15 protein-coding genes, 1 tRNA gene and 1 pseudogene are annotated in these 14767 nt (G+C 44.5%); 5 read left to right on the top strand and 12 right to left on the bottom strand.

What is annotated here, in order from left to right:
* Positions 1-56 precede the first annotated feature (56 nt).
* On the bottom strand, positions 57-1079 hold the full coding sequence (gene epmB / locus VEZ01S_RS13390) for an EF-P beta-lysylation protein EpmB (RefSeq protein WP_021714584.1): 1023 nt from the start codon (positions 1077-1079) through the stop codon (positions 57-59).
* Between the two features lie 33 nt (positions 1080-1112).
* Here epmB and efp point away from each other — a divergent pair, with 33 nt between their 5' ends.
* A complete protein-coding gene (gene efp / locus VEZ01S_RS13385) occupies positions 1113-1679 on the top strand; it encodes an elongation factor P (protein WP_021714583.1) in 567 nt (188 codons plus the stop codon).
* A gap of 70 nt (positions 1680-1749) precedes the next feature.
* Here the strand turns inward: efp and frdD are convergent, their stop codons facing one another.
* Genes frdD through frdA form a run of 4 tightly spaced genes read right to left on the bottom strand, consistent with a single transcriptional unit; the run spans position 1750 to position 5054 of the window.
* Positions 1750-2112 carry a fumarate reductase subunit FrdD gene (gene frdD, locus VEZ01S_RS13380; RefSeq protein ID WP_021714582.1) on the bottom strand — a complete coding sequence of 121 codons (363 nt, stop codon included), beginning with the start codon at positions 2110-2112 and terminating at the stop codon, positions 1750-1752.
* Between the two features lie 10 nt (positions 2113-2122).
* Positions 2123-2506, bottom strand: coding sequence for a fumarate reductase subunit FrdC (gene frdC, locus VEZ01S_RS13375; RefSeq protein ID WP_021714581.1), 384 nt, complete (start codon positions 2504-2506; stop codon positions 2123-2125).
* Entirely contained in the window at positions 2506-3243 is a 738-nt protein-coding gene (locus VEZ01S_RS13370) for a succinate dehydrogenase/fumarate reductase iron-sulfur subunit (protein WP_021714580.1), read from the bottom strand. The genes frdC and VEZ01S_RS13370 overlap by 1 nt, the downstream gene beginning before the upstream one ends.
* The gene (gene frdA, locus VEZ01S_RS13365; RefSeq protein ID WP_021714579.1) at positions 3243-5054 is read right to left on the bottom strand and encodes a fumarate reductase (quinol) flavoprotein subunit; all 1812 of its coding nucleotides are present in this window, start codon (positions 5052-5054) and stop codon (positions 3243-3245) included. The genes VEZ01S_RS13370 and frdA overlap by 1 nt, the downstream gene beginning before the upstream one ends.
* Before the next feature lie 221 nt (positions 5055-5275).
* Here frdA and epmA point away from each other — a divergent pair.
* Positions 5276-6256 (top strand): annotated as a pseudogene (epmA, locus tag VEZ01S_RS13355) (elongation factor P--(R)-beta-lysine ligase); the annotation flags it as partial.
* A gap of 11 nt (positions 6257-6267) precedes the next feature.
* Here epmA and VEZ01S_RS13350 read toward each other — a convergent pair.
* The 5 genes from VEZ01S_RS13350 to VEZ01S_RS13330 form a co-directional block, all read right to left on the bottom strand.
* Positions 6268-7155 (bottom strand): DMT family transporter, encoded by an 888-nt coding sequence (locus tag VEZ01S_RS13350; RefSeq protein ID WP_040891049.1) that lies wholly within the window; start codon positions 7153-7155, stop codon positions 6268-6270.
* A 72-nt stretch (positions 7156-7227) separates the two neighbouring features.
* Positions 7228-7956: a glycerophosphodiester phosphodiesterase gene (locus VEZ01S_RS13345; protein ID WP_021714576.1), complete on the bottom strand. Its 729-nt coding sequence runs from the start codon at positions 7954-7956 to the stop codon at positions 7228-7230.
* 10 nt (positions 7957-7966) lie between these two features.
* On the bottom strand, positions 7967-9382 hold the full coding sequence (locus VEZ01S_RS13340) for an SLC13 family permease (RefSeq protein WP_021714575.1): 1416 nt from the start codon (positions 9380-9382) through the stop codon (positions 7967-7969).
* A 181-nt stretch (positions 9383-9563) separates the two neighbouring features.
* Positions 9564-10076: a ribonuclease E activity regulator RraA gene (gene rraA, locus VEZ01S_RS13335; protein WP_021714574.1), complete on the bottom strand. Its 513-nt coding sequence runs from the start codon at positions 10074-10076 to the stop codon at positions 9564-9566.
* An 87-nt stretch (positions 10077-10163) separates the two neighbouring features.
* Positions 10164-11066 (bottom strand): 1,4-dihydroxy-2-naphthoate polyprenyltransferase, encoded by a 903-nt coding sequence (locus VEZ01S_RS13330; protein ID WP_040891037.1) that lies wholly within the window; start codon positions 11064-11066, stop codon positions 10164-10166.
* Between the two features lie 98 nt (positions 11067-11164).
* Here VEZ01S_RS13330 and VEZ01S_RS13325 point away from each other — a divergent pair, with 98 nt between their 5' ends.
* Complete coding sequence (locus VEZ01S_RS13325) at positions 11165-11815, top strand: TetR/AcrR family transcriptional regulator (protein ID WP_040891036.1); 651 nt, start codon at positions 11165-11167, stop codon at positions 11813-11815.
* Positions 11816-11871: 56 nt separating this feature from the next.
* On the opposite strand, the gene asd is transcribed toward VEZ01S_RS13325, so the two are convergent.
* Both asd and rsgA read right to left on the bottom strand, forming a co-directional pair.
* Positions 11872-12729 carry an archaetidylserine decarboxylase gene (gene asd / locus VEZ01S_RS13320; protein ID WP_040891048.1) on the bottom strand — a complete coding sequence of 286 codons (858 nt, stop codon included), beginning with the start codon at positions 12727-12729 and terminating at the stop codon, positions 11872-11874.
* Between the two features lie 70 nt (positions 12730-12799).
* Entirely contained in the window at positions 12800-13855 is a 1056-nt protein-coding gene (gene rsgA / locus VEZ01S_RS13315) for a small ribosomal subunit biogenesis GTPase RsgA (protein WP_021714569.1), read from the bottom strand.
* Between the two features lie 169 nt (positions 13856-14024).
* Here rsgA and orn point away from each other — a divergent pair, with 169 nt between their 5' ends.
* Positions 14025-14570: an oligoribonuclease gene (gene orn, locus VEZ01S_RS13310; RefSeq protein WP_021714568.1), complete on the top strand. Its 546-nt coding sequence runs from the start codon at positions 14025-14027 to the stop codon at positions 14568-14570.
* Between the two features lie 118 nt (positions 14571-14688).
* Positions 14689-14764, top strand: a tRNA-Gly gene (locus tag VEZ01S_RS13305).
* Positions 14765-14767 lie beyond the last annotated feature (3 nt).

Here is a 14767-nt window from a genome sequence, read left to right as displayed (position 1 = left end):
GCTCACTCGTTCTATATTCTTAAACCTCGCGAACGCTATAGCTCAGCGAGGTTTTTTTATTCTAAATGCAGATCTAAAGGGGTTTTACTGGCTCTGCCACCAATTTCTCGGGTAAGAGAGGGGATTAGGTAGCCAGAGACTTCTTTCATTAAGTCGGCGATTAAGGTTCTCGCTTGATCATCGCTAATATGAAAATGTGCAGCGCCTTGCACTTTATCTAATACGTGCATGTAATACGGTAAAATTCCAGCATCAAACAGCTTCTCGCTGAGGGCTTTCAGTACAGACACGTCATCATTCACGCCTTTTAACATGACCCCTTGATTGAGTAACGTTACCTGACTTTGTTTTAGCTTAAACATAGCTGCGGCAAACTCAGCGTTAATTTCGTTAGGGTGATTAATATGGGTGACCAAAACGATGTTTAAAGCGCTTTCGTTAAACATACGACACAGAGAGTCGGTAATGCGATCTGGAATCACTACCGGCAATCGAGAGTGGATACGTAAAGTGCGTACATGCTCAATTTGCTGTAATTGGGTGATGAACCATTGCAACTCATGATCTTTGGCCATTAAAGGGTCACCTCCAGAGAGGATCACTTCATTGATCTCTGGATGTTGGGCAATATAGTCTAAGTTGTTTTGCCAAACAGACTTACCACCTTTGTTGTCTGCGTATGGGAAATGGCGGCGGAAACAGTAGCGACAATTGATAGCGCAGCTGCCTTTAAATACCAGTAGCACACGGTTTTTATATTTGTGCAGTAAGCTTGGTTGTTCGTTGTCTTGCTCTAATAATGGATCAGTGCTGTATCCTGCCACCTCATTAAATTCCGCATCTACAGGTAACACTTGTCGTAAAAGAGGGTCGTTGATGTTGCCTTTTTCCATTCTCTCAACAAAGCTTACAGGCACTCGCTGTGCAAAAAGTTTACGAGCCGATAAACGGTTTTCATCATCTTGAGGGTCAATATCCAGCATTGAGAGCAGTTCGGTCGGATCTGAGATCCCATTCGCCAGTTGTTGCAACCAGTTTTTTTCAACAGATACCGATTTTTGGGTTATTATATGCGACATTAAAACTTACTCTAAGAATAAAAAGAGGAAAAAATGGCTACTGTAAGCACCAATGAATTCAAGGGCGGTTTAAAGTTCATGCTCGATAACGAGCCATGTTCAATTCTAGAAAACGAATATGTAAAACCGGGTAAAGGCCAAGCATTTAACCGCGTTAAAGTTCGTAAACTACTATCAGGCAAGGTTCTAGAGAAAACATTTAAGTCTGGTGAATCTGTTGAGCTTGCTGACGTTCTAGATATCGACCTAGATTATCTATATTCAGACGGCGAATTCTACCACTTTATGAACAACGAAACATTTGAGCAAATTGCAGCTGACGTGAAAGCGGTTGGTGATAGCGCTAAATGGCTTGTTGAAAACAACACTTGTATGATCACGCTTTGGAACGGTAATCCAATTGTAGTGACTCCACCAAACTTTGTTGAGCTTGAAGTTGTTGAAACAGATCCAGGTCTGAAAGGCGATACTCAAGGTACTGGCGGTAAGCCTGCAACACTATCAACAGGTGCTGTTGTTCGTGTTCCTCTATTCATCCAAATTGGTGAAGTGGTTAAGTGTGATACTCGCTCTGGCGAATACGTTGGACGTGTAAAGTAATCCACTGACAATCAAACATTAAAAAGGCCGCTGTTTTCACAGCGGCCTTTTGTTTGTCTCCAATCTAGGTTTACACCATGAAGACAAATACCACCGCTAAGCCACTAAAAAATGCAGCGGTAAAATACACAGCAACTTTGCCAGCCACGCCGGTATGCAGTTTAAGATCGTGCATACCGTGGTGAACACGGTGCATGGCATGCCACATCGGAAGCGCGATTGTGGCAATCACAAACAGTGCACCGATAATGGTTTTTACAAACGCCGAGACGCGCTCATAGCTCATGGCATTGGCATCGATAATCCCAAGTGGTACCAGAATACCGAGAACAAAAATGGTGACGGGAGTGATCATGGCAAACCATGAACCACCCGCACCAAATAGCCCCCACCATACGGGCTCGTCAGAACGTTTAGGGTGTTTATTGATCACATTCGACTCCTTAGACAATGATGAGAACAATTAAAGAAATAAAGGCAACTACTGCCCATTGCGCCAGCACGATAGTCTTAGCATCGATAGGCTTTCCTTTGAAGCGTAAAGGCATCACTTGCGGCATCATATTAAAGAAGGTAAACGCATGGAACAAACTGCCAAGTAATGCCAAAATATTAATAATGATGACGACAGGTGAGCTCATAAACTCAAGCCAACTTGCCCAAGCCTCAGGACCTTTTACCAGCGCCCCTAAACCGATAGTGATAAATAGGGTGAACAAAATCAAAGGAAGTACAGTGGCTTCTCGTAGCATGTAGGTGCGATAGAATGGATGGTTCTTCCACCATGTACGCTTCATGTCACGTACGTAAGGTTTACGATTACTCATTACGCATCCTCCGGTTTCAGCATTGCAATTACAAAATCTTTAGAAGATTCGATCTTGCCTTGGTTTACTGCGCCAGCAGGATCAACACTCTTTGGACATACCACAGAGCAGTAGCCGACAAATGTACAGCCCCAAGCTCCATTTTCGCCGTTGATCAGCTCCATACGTTCTTGTTTGCCGTTGTCTCGACTGTCTAGGTTATAGCGATGCGCTAGGGTTAGCGCCGCTGGACCTAGGAAATCAGGATTTAAGCCAAACTGAGGACAGGCTGCATAGCAAAGACCACAGTTAATACACGCAGCAAACTGCTTATAGCGTGCCATTTGCTCTGGTGTCTGTAGGTTGGTGCCATCTTCTGGAGTGCGATCATTGCCAATGATGTAAGGCTTGATGGCTTCTAGGCGTTCAATAAACGGCGTCATGTCCACAATCAGATCTTTTTCGATTGGGAAATTTGCTAATGGCTCAATGGTGAGTCCATTCGGGTATTCACGCAGAAAGGTCTTGCAGGCCAGTTTAGGTACATTGTTGACCATGAGACCACATGAACCACAGATCGCCATACGGCAAGACCAGCGATAGGCAAGGTCTTTGTCTAGATGATCTTTGATGTAACCAATCGCATCCAGTACCGACATGGTTTCATCAAACGGTACTTCAAAGGTTTGCATGTACGGTTCTGAATCTTTTTCAGGGTCGTAACGCAGAATGTCTACTTTTTGAATTCGAGCTGGCATTACTGTTGCTCCTTCGCGTTGTGCGTCGCTTTCTCTTCATCAGCGGCGGCCGCTTCTGCCGCAGCGCCATAGAGGCGAGCTTTAGGTTGCGATTTAGTGATTTTGACTGAGCTATAGTCGATGCTAGGGGCTTTGTTTGGGGCATAGAATGCAAGTGAGTGTTTTAAGAAGTTCTCATCATCACGTTCTGTACAACCTTCATCAAGACGCTGGTGCGCACCACGAGATTCTTTACGTAGTAGCGCTGAATGAGCCATTGCCTCAGCGACTTCTAGGCCGTAACCCACTTCGATAGCGTATAGTAGATCAGTGTTGAAGACTTTGCCTTTGTCTTTGATACTGATGTTTTTATAGCGTTTTTTAAGCTCTGTCAGTTTATCAATGGTTTGCTGCATCAGCGCTTCACTGCGATAGATACCACAGCCCGCTTCCATAGTGTGTCCCATTTCGGTACGAATAGTCGCCCAGTTTTCATCACCCTCTTGATTTAATAAGGCTTGAATACGTGCTTCAACCAATTCAACTTGAGAGTGAATAGCGTCGTCGTCCCACCCTTCAAACTCAGCGGCACGTTGCACAGCGTGTTCACCCGCAACACGACCAAATACGACAAATTCTGCTAAAGAGTTCGAACCTAAGCGGTTCGCGCCGTGTAGGCCAACAGACGCACATTCACCAACTGCAAATAGACCTTTAATACGAGTTTCACAACTTTGGTTGGTTTCAATACCGCCCATGGTGTAGTGAACAGTAGGACGGATAGGGATTGGCTCTTTTGCTGGGTCCACGTTGACATAGGCTTTTGCCAGTTCACAAATGAAAGGCAGGCGCTCTTGTAGATACTCTTCGCCTAAGTGACGAAGGTCTAGGTGCACCACATCACCCAGTGGGTGCTTGATGGTATTGCCTTTTTGTTGCTCGTGCCAGAACGCTTGCGATACTTTATCGCGAGGGCCTAGCTCCATGTATTTATTCTTTGGCTGACCAACGGGGGTTTCAGGGCCCATACCGTAGTCTTGTAGATAGCGATAGCCGTCTTTGTTGACGATAATACCGCCTTCACCACGACAGCCTTCGGTCATCAAAATACCGGTGCCGGGTAAGCCTGTTGGGTGGTATTGCACAAACTCCATGTCACGAAGAGGCACGCCATGACGATAAGCCATTGCCATACCGTCGCCGGTCACGATACCGCCGTTGGTATTGGTGTGATAGACACGGCCTGCGCCGCCAGTGGCAAGAACCACCGATTTTGCTTTGATAGTGACTAACTCACCCTCTGCCATATGAATGGCAATTAAGCCTTGCACTTCATTGTCTACAACCAACAGGTCAACTACAAAGTACTCGTCAAAACGTTTGATTTGTGGGTATTTTATCGAAGTTTGAAAAAGAGTATGCAACATATGGAAGCCGGTTTTATCAGCCGCAAACCAAGTGCGCTCAACTTTCATACCGCCAAAACGACGAACGTTGACTTCACCATTTTCTTTACGGCTCCACGGGCAACCCCATTGCTCCATTTGGATCATTTCACGGGTGGCATTTTCGACAAAGTATTCAACAACGTCTTGCTCACAAAGCCAGTCACCACCACCAACAGTATCATTGAAATGGTTGTCTAAGCTGTCTTCTTCTTTGACTACGGCTGCAGATCCACCTTCAGCCGCTACTGTGTGTGAGCGCATTGGGTAAACTTTGGAAATTAGAGCCACTTCCAATTCAGGGTTCGCTTCTGCTGCTGCGATAGCAGTTCGAAGACCGGCACCCCCCGCGCCGATGACCGCGATATCTGTGTGTAATACTTTCACAGTTATCCTCCAGAGTGTAGGCAGTGTTACCTGCTTGTGATTATCGAGATATTAAAAATGCTATCAACCATTTTAGGGTATACGCATCCGGAAAAAATTGATTTATCTAGTTATTTCACCCAAGTAGAACATAAAAAGCACAAAAAGAGTGGGGACTGTGATCATTATCATGCGAAAATAGAGATTGATTCGATGAACCAAATTCCAGTTATCTCAAAGGGCGTTATATGACTACTTCTAATTGGCAGCCTTCCGCTAGTATCCAGTCTTTAAAGCAAAGGGCAGAAATCGTCTCTAAAATCAGACAGTTCTTTGCCCAGAGAAATGTTCTAGAGGTTGATACGCCTGCCATGAGCCATGCTACCGTGACGGACATTCACTTACATACTTTTCAAACTGAGTTTGTAGGACCGGGGTACGCTGATGGCAAAAAACTGTACTTCATGACAAGCCCTGAGTTTCATATGAAACGTCTGCTTGCGGCGGGAAGTGGTTGCATCTATCAAATAGCGAAAGCGTTTCGCAATGAAGAAGCGGGTCGTTATCATAATCCTGAATTTACTCTTTTAGAGTGGTATCGCGTAGGGTTTGATCACCATGATCTTATGGATGAAATGGACCTGTTACTGCAGATGGTTCTTGGGTGTCATCAAGCCCATAGAATGACCTATCAACAAGCTTTTATGTCGGTATTGAATGTGTGTCCGCTAGAAGCGAGCATGCAAGAACTCAAAATGGTCGCAGGCTCCCTGGGCTTATCCGATATTGCTGAGTCAGAATCAGATAGAGATACCTTACTACAGTTGTTATTTAGTGTGGGAGTCGAAGCTAACATAGGGCAAGAGGTGCCAGCCTTTGTGTATGACTTTCCTGCGTCACAAGCGGCGCTGGCGAAGATTAATCGTCATGATGACCGTGTAGCCGATCGTTTTGAAGTGTATTTTAAAGGTATTGAGTTAGCGAATGGATTCCATGAACTCGATGATGCAGAAGAGCAGCTTCAGCGCTTTGAAGACGACAATGCAAAGCGCCAGCAAATGGGGTTAGCCTCACAACCGATTGATCACCACCTAATTGAAGCACTGCGTCATGGCTTACCGCAGTGCTCAGGTGTTGCTTTAGGCATAGATAGATTGATTATGCTGGCCTGTCAGCAAGCACATATCAACGATGTTACCGCATTTACGTTTGATCGTGCTTAATCAATGCATCGCTAACCGACAATTAAACCTGTTCCGACGACGGCTAAAATCGCGCCATACCATGCATAGCGATTAGGTCGTTGTTTGGTAATCATCCATAACAGCGGCAATATCATAATAGGTGTGGTGGATGAGAGCAGTGCCACCATACCCACATTGCCTTCTTGCAGTGCATACAAGATCAGGGTCATACCGACTGCCATCGCTAAAAAACCATTTAGCGCTGTAATAGCAAAAATTCTTAAATTAATACGGTTAACGGCTTTTGCTTGTTTGGCTCCGCAAGCTAGAAACAGAGAATGAGCAACAAAAGCGGTAATCATGCGAATCGCTGAGGCAGCGACAGGGTCGATATCGGTTTGCATTACCGGCTTAGCAATAATGCCACCTAAAGCTTGGCACAGCGCTGCTAGCAGACCAATGCCAATGCTGATATTCATTTTGCCCTGTAAGGCTTCCCAATCATGCTGCTCAGTTTGCTTACGCCCAAAAAAGATCGCGATGACGACGCCAGAGAACACTAAAATGGCGCCAAGCAACTCCAGCCCCTGCCATTTGTCATTAAACAGCCAGTAACCGATCACCGCAGAGAACACGGCATGGCAAGAAAACAGTAATCCGGCGCGTCTAGGTCCCATACGGTTCATACAGGCAAACAATGCCGTATCACCAACAAAGATACCAATCAGTCCAGAGAGGGCCATAGGCGTGACATGTACACTGGTTACTGTGCTCCACCCACCAGTAATAAATGCCATCGTAGTAAGCATGACGGCGGTACAGCCCATTCGCCATCGACTATAGGCAAAAGGCCCTAAGTGGCGAGCAGGTTTGACTGATATTAGGCTAGATATTGCCCATAAGAAGGCCGCAGCAAGGGCCAACCATTCGAATCCCATGGTCATTATTGAAGTTGCTTAGAAGATAGCGTCAATATGCCCCATATCGTATCGATTAGAAACCCTTGTCTGTTATTCACACTTTGGCCAGATGGGATATTGAGTGGTGCTTGGAGAAAAATAATCGACAGCACGACTTGGGTCATCACAAAAAATGCCATCGACTTCCATGCTATGCAGGCGTTGCCAATCTTGTGGGCGATTGACGGTATACACAAACACTTTTAAACCGCGCATTTTGGCATCTTGCACCATTTCACTGTCGATAACGTCGATATCCACATTGATGCTATAAGCATTTAACTGCTGAGCAAATTGACATAAACCTATTGGCTTGTTGGCTGTCAGAGCGGCTAATTTGATCGCAGGATGTAGGCGCTTTAGCTCTGCTAACCAATGATGATTAAATGAGGAAACCAGTAACTGCTCATGAGTGAAGTGGCAGTGCGTAATAGCATAGTCCAAATGCTCCAGTAACAGTGCGATATCATCCATGCCTTTGAGTTCTATATTTAAGGCGCAGCGACCAGATAAATAGCGCAAGGTTTCTTTGAGCGTAGGGATGTGTTCACCTTGCCCTGCATCGAGTTTTTTTAGTTTATCTGCTGAAAACCAGCTGAGAGGGCCTGATCCATTGGTGGTGCGATTGACCCAACTGTCATGGATGACCCACAGCTCTCCTTGATGCTGGTGGACATCCAGTTCAATGGCGGTAGCTCCACCGGCTAAAGCTTGTTCAAAGGCCAGTAAGGTGTTTTCTGGGTGAGTCTCTCTCGCCCCTCGATGTGCAATAACAAGCATGATCTTTCCTTTAGGTCAGTAGGAACATAGCGACATAAACTAACAATAAACCGACGATACCGAGAATGATCCCTGTTTTAGCCATGTCTTTACTTTCAATTAAACCAGTAGAGTAGGCCAATGAGTTCGGCGGGGTAGACACTGGTAAAATCATGCCAAGTGATGCTGAGAAGGCGACCACAACCAATAGCCCTTGTAAGCCACCGACCGCAACAAGACTTGGCATTGATGTACCAATGGCCGCTGCAATAGGCATTAATAAGTTAGCCGTCGCCGTATTGGACATAAAGTTCGCCATGAGCCAACAGATAATGGATAAGGTGATGACGACAGCAACTGGAGATAGGCTTTGATAATCAATGGAGTGCGCCAAAGCATTTGCCAGCCCCGTTTTATCTAGGGCTAAACCAATCGCGATACCCCCAGCCACTAACCAAAGAACGTCCCAGTTGATCTGCTTAATTTCAGCTTTGCCCATGATGCCCGTTAGGGTAAATACCGCCAGTGGGATAACAGAAACAACGTAAGTATTCATGCCGTGTAGCTTAGTGGTCATCCAAAGAATGATGGTTAAGGCGAAGGTGATGTACACCACGATGGCCTTCCATGATTTTAGAAACTTACCTTCTAAGGCGAGCACCATTTTATCTTCAGATGATGGGAAGAGCTTTTGTAACAGTACCCATGCAATCGCCAGCTGTACAATGACAAACGGTAAACCAAACAGCATCCAACTTAAAAAGTCGATACTGTTTTCGCCAGTCAGATACTGTAAAGCAATGGCATTGGGTGGTGTACCAATTGGCGTCGCTATCCCGCCTGTATTGGCTGCGATTGGAATACATAATACTAAGGCTTTAATACCCAGATCGCCGGGTTTAGCCGACGCTACGATAGGCCCCAACAGCGCCAGCATCATGACTGTCGTGGCGGTGTTGGACATAAACATCGAGAATACTGCCGTGATCAACATGAGCCCTAACATGATGTATTTGGGTTTTGTACCAAAGGGCTTTAACAACACCCGTGCAAGGTTGTTATCCAGCTGATATTTTGAAGCGGCAATCGCGAGGGCAAATCCCCCCATAAATAGAATGATAATAGGGGAGGAGAATGAGCCTAATATATCGGTATAAGGGATCAGAGTGCCAAAGGCTTCATTGGCATGGTCGATTCTTAAAAAAGTCAGTCCTTTATCGGATAAGAAAATCAGCTCAAGAGTAATGATCAATATTGAGGTTGCGAACACCGGGACAGGTTCAAGCACCCACAGTAGTGCCGACATGACAAAGATGGCGAGTAGACGTTGCTGTACGACAGTAATGTCTTGGATTGGGATCCAAGTACTGGGCATCGCTAATATGAGAATAGGTATTAAGAGGCAAAAACCTATTTTAGCCATTTGATTTGAGTTTTCTTTGTTCATCCCATCACTTCCTTTTTCTGTGAAGTTGCAGGTTATCGAAAACTTGTTGCAAGTGTTTGGGTTTCTTGCGTGTTTCTGGTGTATTGTGCTGTTTATTTGTAACTATTTTGCTTTTAATCAAAAAAAAGCAGCTCGATTGTCTCGAACTGCTTCCTTGTCAGATAAGGTTTAAGAAGTGCGTTTAGGCGACGTCTTCATCCTCTATCTCAAAATTTGTGTCTAGTGCTTCTTGCGACAAGATGATGCCAGTGTTATCGGCATAGATGTAGTCTTCGGGTAAGAAGCTCACCCCACCAAAATTCACCGGCACATCCACTTCACCGACGTCTGTTTGGCTTGCACCTACAGGGATAGAGGCGAGTGCTTGGATACCAATATTCATGTCTTCTAGTTCGTCGACTTCACGAACAGAGCCATATACTACAATGCCTTCCCATTCATTTTCTTCGGCTAGAGAGGCAATCTCAGCATCAATCAAGGCACGTCGTAGTGAACCACCGCCATCGATAAGTAATACTCTACCTTGCCCACTTTGATCGAGAACTTCGCGTATCAGTCCATTGTCTTCAAAGCATTTTATAGTGGTTACTTGACCTGCAAATGAGGCACTACCACCAAAGTTGCTAAACATTGGCTCTACGACATCAACCTGATCTAAGTAAACATCACACAGGGCTGAAGTATTGTATTCCATAATCGGTGTCACCTTCTAAGTTAGTATTCCCAAACTAGAGTATATCTTGCAATAGCAATGGATAATTGACGCAAGTTAACCTTTTTCCTAAACAATAATAGCTAAGGAAAATAATATGTTGGCTATTAATGCTAGTTTTACCACTCCCGCCATCAATGGGGCAATAGCTAAACTGTCTTTTGCCTGATTGAGTGCGCGCAGATGCAATACACTAGGGATTAAAATAGCAACAGTCAGTAATAAGCTCAATGGGTTGCAGTGGCTGTTTATCACAAAGGTAAAATACGCCAACCATGCCAGAGAGATTAAAAGGGCATGGTACTGTTTAGCTTTAGTGAGGCCCAAGCGTACAGCGACGGTGGTTTTGCCGTGGGTTTGGTCATTATCTATATCACGCATATTGTTGACATTGAGCACAGCAACCGCCAATAAGCCCGTTGCAGTTGCAGGTAGCAACACATCCGCAGTGATACTTAGCGCATGCAGATAATAGGTTCCACCAACGCCAAGTAGGCCAAAGAAAACATAGACGGCGAGATCACCCAATCCCATATATCCGTATGGTCTTTTACCTACGGTATAAGCAATGGCGCAGAATATGGCTAAAATGCCTAAGCCGATGAATATCGCTATATCTACTATGGTGGTTAATGATGATAGAATTAGCGCCAATCCAGAGAGTAAGCTCAACAGTGAACAAACAACCATTGCTATCTTCATTTGCGTAGGGCTTATTTCACCCGATTGTATGGCTCTTGTTGGCCCCAACCTATCTTGATTGTCGGTTCCTTGTTGAGAATCACCGTAATCATTGGCTAGATTTGATAAAATTTGCAGTAAAGTGGCAGTCAATAAAGCCAGTAGACTCACACTCCATGAGAAGTGCTGGTGGGTATAAGCTAAGCAGCTTCCGGTGACAATGGAAGTGAGAGCTAATGGTAATGTTTTAGGTCGAGCGGCTGATAACCAATGAGAAGCAGACAAAGTAATATAGCTTTTTACGTTAAAATGAGAGTGATTGAGTATAGCAAATCTATTTTCTATTTGATCAAATTAACAATGACCTAAGTACGGTATTGAGAAGCAGAATGAAAACAAAGCAGAGAATTGTGTATGGAGCGTTAGAATTATTTAACCAACATGGTGAACGTAATATCACGACCAATCATATCTCAGAACATCTTGGTATTAGCCCCGGCAACCTTTATTACCATTACTCGAACAAACAAGAGATTATTCGAGCGATCTTCAAAGATTACACCTCGGAACTCCTGGATAGATTTCGCCCTTATGAGAGTCAAGAGCAAAGCTTAGTGCTGTTAAAGCATTATGTGAATTCTACGTTTTCTTTAATGTGGAAATATCGTTTTTTTTACGCCAACCTGGCCGATATTGTCAGTCGAGATCCACAGTTACATCATGCGTACTGTAAAGTACAAGAGAAGCTTAGAATCAATTTAGTGGCGATTGTTGAATCTTTTCGTACGCTCAATTTAATTGTGGTTGAACCGAGTAATATGTCCCGTTTCGTGACCAATGTGCACTTTGTGGCTACGGGATGGCTGGGTTATCAATCAGCGATGAATGCGAATCAAAAAGTAACAGAATCGATGATAATGCAAGGCATGTTGCAGATTTTAGCTATGGTAAAGCCCGTTGCGACTCAATTAGGCAGAGAGCAGCTGCTGCTGCTTGAAGAAGGATTAGAAATGACTTGTAGCGCAGAAGCGGAATCATAAATGAGATAACAAAAAAGGAGCGAACGCTCCTTTTTTTGTATTATCACAGCGATAAATTATCGTTTGTGTGCGTAAGCTGTGCCTAGACGAGTGGTCGCCTCAAGTTGCATGCTGGCGTCAAACTCAATGGCCTCTTTCGGGAATAAGTTGATGACCGTTGAGCCTAGCTTAAAGCGGCCCATCTCATCTCCTTTTTTGAAGTGAATGGCTTTTTCACCTTCAGTAGGGTAGTTCCAACGATAGACAGTATTACCGCGTGGTGGTGTGACTGTACCTTCCCAAGTCAGCTCGATGCTGCCCACAATAGTGGCACCTACGAGTACCTGTGCCATAGGGCCAAATTCAGTATCAAAAATACATACGACACGTTCGTTTCGTGCAAATAGGTTTTCTACGTTTTCAGCCGTAAGAGGGTTCACCGAGAAGAGGTCACCGGGTACATAGATCATTTGTCTTAATGTACCGTCGCATGGCATGTGCACGCGGTGGTAGTCGCTTGGTGAAAGGTATAATGTAGCAAAACTGCCGTCGGCAAAAGACTCGGCTAGATCATGATCGCCGCCAAGTAGTTCACGCGCAGAATAGTCGTGATTTTTAGCTTGAATTAATTTGCCATCTTCAATTGGGCCGAATTGACTGACGCAAGCATCTGCTGGGTGAGTAATCACACTGTCGCCTTCAGCGATAGGTCTAAGTCCTGGCTTTAGTTCACGCACGAAAAAGTCATTAAAAGTCGCGAAGTGAGCAGGATCTGAGTGCAACGCCTCATCCATGTTAATTTTGTATTGCTTAATGAAGCCACGAATAATTGACGTGGTTACTACGCCAAGTTTTGCTGACGCGAGTTTTCCAACTAGGCGCGTAAGGCCATGTTGTGGCATCCAGTATTGGGCACCGACTTTGATTTTATCAATCACAATAAGGTCCATTATTCCTAAATTGGGGCAGAATGTTACTTAAACTCAGGGTGTTTGTCTAAGTAAACTACTGATCCAGTTTCTTATTTTTTGAGTATTGTCGGTTGGCTTTGTTTTCCACCATACTTTCAATAATACGCTGGTAATTCTCGAAGCGATTAGGGTGTATTTTTCTATCGCTGATCGCTTGTTGTAACGCACAGCCTGGGTCATCAGCGTGCTTACAATCACGGAATTTACACAAGCCTAAAAACTCTCGAAACTCCACAAATGCAGTAGTGACTTCATCGGCTTCAAGATGCCACAAGCCAAACTCACGCACTCCTGGAGAATCAATTAAATCACCGCCAGCAGGGAAGTGGTACAAACGCGCTGCTGTTGTGGTGTGTTGACCTAGGCCAGAGTTACTTGAAATAAGGCCTTCTTCAACGTCTAATTCAGGCATTAACGCATTAACTAAGCTCGACTTACCGACACCGGATTGCCCAACAAAAATGTTAATTTTACCTGCCAATTCAGCTTCTAACGCTTCAATACCTTCTTTTGTTTCCTTGCTGACCAACAATACTTTATAGCCAATATCACTATAAATTTTTAATTGTTCTTTCAGGATAGGTAATTGTTCATCGGTAGCTAAATCAATTTTATTGAGCACTAATAACGGCGCAATGCTTAACGTCTCAGAGGCCACTAAATAACGGTCGATAATAGACAGTGACAACTCAGGCAGTACCGATGATACGATCACCATCTGCTCAACGTTGGCTGCGACAGGTTTTAAGCCATCGTAGTAGTCCGGTCTGGTGAGCATAGAGGTTCTAGGCTCTACCGCTTCAACAACGCCAGAAATACCGGCCATAGACTCTAATCCGATGCGCCAAAGCACGCGATCACCAGAGACTAAACTTTCGATACCACGACGTAAGTTACAGCGATGAATTTCACCTGTCTCAGTGTCCTCAATATCAGCATGTTGCCCAAATCGAGTGATGACCAAGCCTTTTTTGGTTTCACCGAGCATTTGCTCATCCCATTGAACAGAGTTGTCTTGTTGCAGTCGCTTTTTCTGATTTCCGCGTACACGACGTACTTGTCCTTTGGTTAGCTTTTTCTTTTTAGCCATGTATTCTTTAGTGTCCGGTTGGCTTTCTATAATTGACGGGTATGATATACCTAATTGACCTCAAGATGCGAGATTAAGCAGTATCTGCTCACAATTAAGCGAATCTATTTTTTGCATTTCAGTAAGACTACTGAGGTTTCCTTTACCACAATAATAGGCAATTTAATCCATGGTGTTGAACGATAAAAATTTGATTTGGGTTGATCTTGAAATGACAGGGCTTGATCCTGAAACTCATAAAGTCATCGAGATCGCCTCTATCGTAACGGATAGTGAACTCAATATTTTAGCTGAAGGGCCAGTGATTGCCATTCATCAGTCTGATGCAGAACTGGCGAAAATGGACGATTGGTGCACCAATACCCACACCAACAGTGGTTTAGTTGAACGCGTTAAAAACAGCGATATCAACGAAGATCAAGCTGTAGCGTTGACGATTGAATTCCTAGAAAAATGGGTACCCAAAGGCGCGTCACCGATTTGTGGTAACAGCATTGGGCAAGACCGACGCTTCTTATACAAGCACATGCCAGAGCTAGAGCAGTACTTCCACTATCGTTATGTGGATGTCAGCACCTTAAAAGAACTGACTCGTCGCTGGAAACCCGAAGTTTTAGAGGGCTTTACGAAACAAGGCGTGCACCTTGCGTTGGATGACATTCGTGAGTCTATAGCAGAGCTTCGTTACTACAGAAAGACAATCATGAATATCTAGTGTGATTATTTTTTGCGCACTTAAAGCGAAACTACAAAGAAAAGTAAAATTAAGGCTTGCATCACAGAAATAACCTCTTATAATTCGCACCCCTAAACGAATTAAACACGTTTACGAAGCGACACTAGCTCAGTTGGTAGAGCGCAACCTTGCCAAGGTTGAGGTCACGAGTTCGAACCTCGTGTGTCGCTCCAAAT

It is taken from the genome of Vibrio ezurae NBRC 102218 (assembly GCF_000467185.1).
GTDB classification, from domain to species: Bacteria; Pseudomonadota; Gammaproteobacteria; order Enterobacterales; family Vibrionaceae; genus Vibrio; species Vibrio ezurae.
The sequence above is the reverse complement of the archived record's forward strand: the minus strand, read 5'-3'. Positions and strand labels throughout refer to the sequence as shown.

Excerpts from the sequence above, each read along its gene's own strand:
- VEZ01S_RS13345 (WP_021714576.1), bottom strand. The coding sequence starts at position 7,956 with ATGCTTGTTATTGCACATCGAGGGGCGAGAGAGACTCACCCAGAAAAC.
- VEZ01S_RS13370 (WP_021714580.1), bottom strand. The coding sequence starts at position 3,243 with ATGCCAGCTCGAATTCAAAAAGTAGACATTCTGCGTTACGACCCTGAA.
- frdC (WP_021714581.1), bottom strand. The coding sequence starts at position 2,506 with ATGAGTAATCGTAAACCTTACGTACGTGACATGAAGCGTACATGGTGG.
- epmB (WP_021714584.1), bottom strand. The coding sequence starts at position 1,079 with ATGTCGCATATAATAACCCAAAAATCGGTATCTGTTGAAAAAAACTGG.
- VEZ01S_RS13325 (WP_040891036.1), top strand. The coding sequence starts at position 11,165 with ATGAAAACAAAGCAGAGAATTGTGTATGGAGCGTTAGAATTATTTAAC.
- rsgA (WP_021714569.1), bottom strand. The coding sequence starts at position 13,855 with ATGGCTAAAAAGAAAAAGCTAACCAAAGGACAAGTACGTCGTGTACGC.
- VEZ01S_RS13350 (WP_040891049.1), bottom strand. The coding sequence starts at position 7,155 with ATGGGATTCGAATGGTTGGCCCTTGCTGCGGCCTTCTTATGGGCAATA.
- rraA (WP_021714574.1), bottom strand. The coding sequence starts at position 10,076 with ATGGAATACAATACTTCAGCCCTGTGTGATGTTTACTTAGATCAGGTT.
- efp (WP_021714583.1), top strand. The coding sequence starts at position 1,113 with ATGGCTACTGTAAGCACCAATGAATTCAAGGGCGGTTTAAAGTTCATG.
- orn (WP_021714568.1), top strand. The coding sequence starts at position 14,025 with ATGGTGTTGAACGATAAAAATTTGATTTGGGTTGATCTTGAAATGACA.
- VEZ01S_RS13340 (WP_021714575.1), bottom strand. The coding sequence starts at position 9,382 with ATGAACAAAGAAAACTCAAATCAAATGGCTAAAATAGGTTTTTGCCTC.